At 75.7% G+C, this 5,309-nt stretch carries 6 protein-coding genes; 5 read left to right on the top strand and 1 reads right to left on the bottom strand.

Going from position 1 to position 5,309, the window contains the following annotated elements; translation table 11 throughout:
• Together RIF68_RS26370 and RIF68_RS26365 are read left to right on the top strand one after the other, a co-directional pair.
• Positions 1 to 1,006 (top strand): VWA domain-containing protein (locus RIF68_RS26370; protein WP_309053795.1); only part of this gene is annotated, 1,006 nt, incomplete at its 5' end.
• A gap of 81 nt (positions 1,007 to 1,087) precedes the next feature.
• The gene (locus tag RIF68_RS26365; RefSeq protein WP_309053794.1) at positions 1,088 to 1,675 is read left to right on the top strand and encodes a nucleosidase; all 588 of its coding nucleotides are present in this window, start codon (positions 1,088 to 1,090) and stop codon (positions 1,673 to 1,675) included.
• Positions 1,676 to 1,718: 43 nt separating this feature from the next.
• Here RIF68_RS26365 and RIF68_RS26360 read toward each other — a convergent pair whose 3' ends face one another.
• The gene (locus RIF68_RS26360) at positions 1,719 to 2,831 is read right to left on the bottom strand and encodes a PP2C family protein-serine/threonine phosphatase (RefSeq protein ID WP_309053793.1); all 1,113 of its coding nucleotides are present in this window, start codon (positions 2,829 to 2,831) and stop codon (positions 1,719 to 1,721) included.
• A 482-nt stretch (positions 2,832 to 3,313) separates the two neighbouring features.
• Between RIF68_RS26360 and RIF68_RS26355 the strand changes: the two genes are divergently transcribed.
• The 3 genes from RIF68_RS26355 to RIF68_RS26345 form a co-directional block, all read left to right on the top strand.
• Positions 3,314 to 3,898 carry a TMEM165/GDT1 family protein gene (locus RIF68_RS26355; RefSeq protein WP_309053792.1) on the top strand — a complete coding sequence of 195 codons (585 nt, stop codon included), beginning with the start codon at positions 3,314 to 3,316 and terminating at the stop codon, positions 3,896 to 3,898.
• Between the two features lie 121 nt (positions 3,899 to 4,019).
• Positions 4,020 to 4,637, top strand: coding sequence for a TetR/AcrR family transcriptional regulator (locus tag RIF68_RS26350; RefSeq protein WP_309053791.1), 618 nt, complete (start codon positions 4,020 to 4,022; stop codon positions 4,635 to 4,637).
• On the top strand, positions 4,621 to 5,309 hold a 689-nt coding region (locus tag RIF68_RS26345), incomplete at its 3' end, for an acyl-CoA dehydrogenase family protein (RefSeq protein ID WP_309053790.1). The genes RIF68_RS26350 and RIF68_RS26345, both read left to right, overlap by 17 nt.

The raw sequence follows: 5,309 nt of genomic DNA, 5'->3' as shown, positions 1-5,309 counted from the left end.
GAACTCCGGCCCGGATTCGGACGGCTGGTCCTCGTACCGTACGCTCGCCCGGCTGCGTCCCGAGACGCTCCTCGTCCGGGTACGGGAGCGGCTGCGGGAGGCGCCGGGCACGGCGGACGGGCCGGAGTTCACCGACCGCCTCCTGGACGACGAGATCCGGCGCCGGATCGAGGCCTTCCGGGAGCGGGTACGCACCGAGGCGCGGCGGCGGGTGGCCGAGCGGCGGGGCCGGGACCACGTCGCGCGCCGCGCGGTCGCGGGGACGGCGGACTCGGTGGACTTCCTGCTGGCGGGGCGGACGCAGCTGGAGGAGCTGCGGCGCGCGGTGGGGCCGCTGGCGCGGAAGCTGGCCACCCGCCTCGCGGCCCGGCGCCGGCGGGCCGCGCGCGGCGAGATCGATCTGCGCAGGACTCTGCGGCGGTCACTGTCCACGGGGGGCGTGCCGGTGCGCCCGGCCCTGCGACGGCGCAGGCCCGGGCGGCCGGAGCTGGTGCTGCTGTGCGACGTGTCGGGGTCGGTGGCCGGTTTCGCGCAGTTCACGATGCTGCTCGTGCAGGCACTGCGCGAGCAGTTCGCCCGGGTGCGGGTCTTCGCCTTCGTCAACCGGGTGGACGAGGTGACCGGGCTGATCGCGCGCGGCGCGGCCGACCCCGCCGGTCTCGGGGAGCGGATCCTGGCGGAGGCGGCGGTGACGGGGTGGCACGGGCAGAGCGACTACGGGATCGCGCTCGGCGAGTTCGCTCAGCGGTACGCGCGGGCCGTCGGGCCGCGTTCGGTGGTCTTCGTCCTCGGTGACGCCCGCACCAACGGGGCCGATCCCGGCGTCGCGGCGCTGCGGCTCATCGCGGCCCGCGCCCGCCGGGTGTACTGGCTCAACCCGGAGCAGCCGGCGCTCTGGGGCACGGGGGACTCGGCGGCCCCGGCCTACGCCGGGGTCGTCGAGATGCACGCGTGCCGGAACGCGCGCCGGCTGGCCGCTCTGATCGCCCGCCTGACGCCGGTCTGAGCGCCGGGCGCGGTCCTGGCCGGGGTGCCCGCGCCGGTCCCGGTGACGGGCCGCGGGGGCGGGAGAACTACGGTGACCCCCATGGAACTCATCGGAGAGATGGCGGCCGACCGCCCCCTGCTCGTCCTCGCCGTCAAGGAGGAGGCCCAGTACCTGGACACCGACCTGCCGGTGCTGCTGACCGGCATGGGCAAGGTGAACGCGGCGACCGCGCTGGCGACCGTCCTCGCCCGGGGTCCGCGGCCGTCCGGGGTCGTGAACCTGGGGACGGCCGGTGCGCTGCGGCCGGGCTGGACCGGGACCCACGTGGTGGGCACCGTGGTCCAGCACGACCTGGACGGCGCGACGCTCGCCGCGCTGACCGACGGCGGCACGTACGGCCCTCCGCTGACGCTCCCGGACGGGGGTGACGTCGTGCTCGCCACCGGTGACCTGTTCGTCTCGGACGAGGCGGCCCGGGCCCGGCTCGCGGAGCTGGCTCCGCTGGTCGACATGGAGGGGTACGCACTCGCCGTGGCGGCGGAGCGCGCGGGCGTGCCGCTGCGGATCGTGAAGCACGTCAGCGACGCAGCGGGCGAGGGCGCCGGGCGCACCTGGCGCGAATCGGTGGCCGGGTGCGCGCGGGCCCTGGCGGACTGGGCCGAGGCGAACACCCCGTACCGCTCCTGACGCGGGCCGGCCCGGTCACCGTGCGGGCCCGCGCGGCCGGGGGTCAGCCGGGCCCGGGCGGGCGGACCACCAGCAGCGCGGCCACGTCGTCGTCGATGCGGTCGGAGCAGTGGGTGACGAGGTCCCGGTGGAGGAGCGTGAGCACCTCGTCGGCCGGTCTGTCCGCCCAGGCCCGCAGCCGGACCTCCAGCGGGTAGAACGCGCCGGCCCGGTCGCGGCACTCGCTGACGCCGTCGGTGTAGAGGAGCAGCCGGTCGCCGGGGCCGAAGGGAACCTCCTCCACCCGGTGGACGGGCTCGGCCAGGCCGGCCAGGTTGACCGGCAGGGACGGCTCGGCGAAGGGAACCGGGGTGACGGTCGTCCCGTGCTGGAGCAGCGGCGGCGGATGGCCGCGGCTGAGGAGCCGGACGACGTCCCGGCCCTCGGGGAGTTCCAGGAGGAGGACCGTGGCGAAGCGTTCGGTGGCCTCGGAGGCCGGGGCGAGGGCTCCGAAGCGGGCGAGGCCCTCGTCGAGCCGGTCGGCGAGCTCGGGAAGGCCGGGGGCCTCGTCGGCCGCCGCGCGGAAGGCGCCCAGGAGGACGGAGGCGGTCTCGACCGCCCCGAGGCCCTTGCCCTGGACGTCCCCGAGCATGAGGCGCACTCCGCCGGGCACCCGGACGGCCTCGTAGAAGTCGCCGCCGATCCTGGCCTTGGCGGCGGCCGCCACGTACAGCAGGTGCAGTTCCACGGGCCCGAGCCGGGGCGGCAGCGGACGCAGGACGACGCGCTGGACGACCTCGGCGACGGCCGTGACCTCGGCCAGGTCCTGCTCGTACCGGGTGCGGACCCGGCTGACCCACGCCGAGACGGCGGTCACGCCCGCGAGCGTCGCCAAGGAGACGAGGAGCTCGGGGGCGAGGCCCTCGCCGCGCTGGACACCCAGCAGAGCGCGCACGGCCATCGACGCGAGGCCGAAGCCGATCGTCCAGGGCACGCTCCAGGTGACGGCGGCGAGCGCGGGCGCGGCGACGAGGAAGCGGTCGAAGCGCTCCCGGTCGGGGGTCAGCAGGTCGACGAGGACGGTGAGGAGCAGCACCAGGAGGGGCAGAGCGCGACCGAGGTGGAACTGGGTGCGCGTCGCCGCGCCGTGCGGGCGCCGGTGACGGGCCGTGGACATTCGGTGATCGTACGCAAGGGCGCCGGGCGTCCGGGGGCTGCCGCCGACGCCGGGCGTGTCCCGGCGGGCCGAGCCGCGCGGGGTGGCGCGGGGTCTCTGCCGGGGTGGCGAAGGGTCCCGGCCGGGGTGGCGCGGGGCAGGGGGCCAGCAGCCGCTCACCCCGGCTCGACCATGTCCCGGCCGGGGTGGCGCGGGCAGGCCCTGAGCGCGTCCGGGCCCCGGTGACCAGGTCGGCTACACTCGGGGGCAGCGAAGGGGAGTAGCCCCGCGAACCGGTCGTCGACACACTGGAGCCCCCGGGTTCCCGGTGACCGGGTCCGCGTACGCCGGGTGCGGCGCGGACGGGCGAGACCTTCGGCCAGGCAACAGCCGCGTCCGCGTCCGTGCGGGCGTGGTCCGTCATGCCGGGCCGAGTGGTCCTCCCGTCGCCCACCGAGGCGCCGTGCCGGTCCACGGGCCCGGACCGAGCAGAGAGCCCCGGTATGCACCTCGACCCCTTGGCGATCCTCACCGCCTTCGGGCTGATCTTTCTCGCCGAACTTCCCGACAAGACGATGTTCGCGTCCCTCGCCATGGGCACGCGGATGCGTCCCCTGTACGTCTGGTTCGGCACGTCGACCGCCTTCCTGGCCCACGTCGCCATCGCCGTCGGCGCCGGCAGTCTGCTGGGACTGCTGCCCGGCTGGACCGTCAAGCTCGTCTCGGCGCTGCTGTTCGGCTTCGGGGCGTACGTCCTGCTGCGCGGCGGGGACGACGACGACGAGGACGACGCGGGCGGCCGGACGGTCACCGGTTTCTGGCCGGTCTTCTCGACCGCCTTCACGGCCGTGTTCATCAGCGAGTGGGGCGACCTGACGCAGATCACCACGGCGAACCTGGCGGCGACCAACGGCACCTGGTCCACGGCGATCGGCTCCTTCGCCGCCCTCACGAGCGTCTCGGCCCTGGCCCTGGTCGCCGGGCGCTTCATCGCCAAGCGCGTCCCGCTCAAGACCGTGCAGCGGATCGGCGGTGTCTGCATGGCCGGCCTGGCGATCTGGTCGCTGACGGAGGTCTTCACGGGCTGACCGGCGCCGCCGGACCGCGGACGCCGAACACCGAACGCCGGCGAAGGGCGCCTCCCCACCCGGGGAGGCGCCCTTCGTCCGTCCCCTTGTTGAAGAAGTGAATCGCTGCTTCACTTCTTCCATGCCCTACCGACGCACCCCCGCCGTCCAGGCCCGGCTGGACGCCCAGCGCGCCGCCGTCGTCGAGGCGGCGCTCGGGCTGCTGGCCGAGCACGGTTACGCCGGCTGCACGATGGCGGCCGTCGCCGCCCGGGCCGGGATCGCCACCGGCAGCGTGTACCGCCACTTCGACGGCAAGTCCGCACTCGCCGTCGAACTGTTCAGGACCGTCGTGCGCCGGGAGGTCGCCGCGGTCTCCACGGCGGCCGCGCACCCCGGGCACGCCTCGGCCGCCGAGCGGGTGGTGGCCGTGATCGAGACCTTCGCGCAGCGCGCCCTCAAGTCACCGCGCCTCGCCTACGCCCTGCTCGCGGAGCCGGTCGACCCGGCCGTGGACGCCGAGCGACTCGTCTTCCGGCGTGCCTTCCGCGACGTGTTCGCCGCGCACGTGCGGGACGGCGTGCGCGCGGGCGAGCTGCCCCCGCAGGACCCGGTCCTCACGGCCTCGGCGCTCGTCGGCGCCGGTGCCGAGGCGCTCGTCGGGCCGCTGGCGGAGGGGTCCGTCGGGCCCGGCACCGTACCCGCACTCGTCACCTTCACCCTGCGAGCACTGGGAGTTCCCGATGCCGACCACGCATGAGGTCACCAACCAGGTTCCGCCCCTGACCGGTTACGACGTCTCCGCGGACCCCGCGCTCCTGGAGGCGCTGCGCCGGGAGGGCGCCGGCTGGGCCGAGCCCGAGGTGCGCGAGCTGGGGGTGCGGGCGGGCGGGGCCGAGGCCCAGGAGTGGGGGCGGCTCGCGGAGCGCCACTCCCCCGTCCTGCACACGCACGACCGGTTCGGCCACCGGATCGACGAGGTCGAGTTCCACCCGTACTGGCACGAGCTGATGGGCGTGGCCGTCCGCCACGGGCTGCACGGCGCCCCCTGGCGCGACGAGCGGCCGGGCGCGCACGTGGCGCGGGCCGCGAAGGTGTTCGTGTGGGGACAGGCCGACGCCGGGCACCTGTGCCCGGTCTCGATGACGTACGCCGCCGTCCCGGCGCTGCGCGTCCAGCCCGAGCTGGCCGAGGTGTACGAGCCGCTGCTCTCCTCCCCCGTGTACGAGTTCGGCCTGCGGGTGCCGGCGGAGAAGGGCGGGATCATCGCCGGGATGTCGATGACCGAGAAGCAGGGCGGTTCGGACGTCCGGGCGAACACCACACGGGCCGTCCCCGCCGGGGAGCCCGGCCTGTACGCGCTGACCGGGCACAAGTGGTTCACCTCCGCGCCCATGTCGGACGTCTTCCTGACCCTCGCGCAGGCGCCCGG

This window comes from Streptomyces sp. (assembly GCF_031178505.1).
GTDB lineage: Bacteria > Actinomycetota > Actinomycetes > Streptomycetales > Streptomycetaceae > Streptomyces > Streptomyces gulbargensis.
Note: the sequence above shows the minus strand (reverse complement) of the source record. Positions and strands in the feature narration are given on the sequence as shown.

Bases quoted from the DNA above. Each gene is read 5' to 3' on its own strand.
- RIF68_RS26365 (WP_309053794.1), top strand. From the start codon at position 1,088: ATGGAACTCATCGGAGAGATGGCGGCCGACCGCCCCCTGCTCGTCCTC.
- RIF68_RS26360 (WP_309053793.1), bottom strand. From the start codon at position 2,831: ATGTCCACGGCCCGTCACCGGCGCCCGCACGGCGCGGCGACGCGCACC.
- RIF68_RS26355 (WP_309053792.1), top strand. From the start codon at position 3,314: ATGCACCTCGACCCCTTGGCGATCCTCACCGCCTTCGGGCTGATCTTT.
- RIF68_RS26350 (WP_309053791.1), top strand. From the start codon at position 4,020: ATGCCCTACCGACGCACCCCCGCCGTCCAGGCCCGGCTGGACGCCCAG.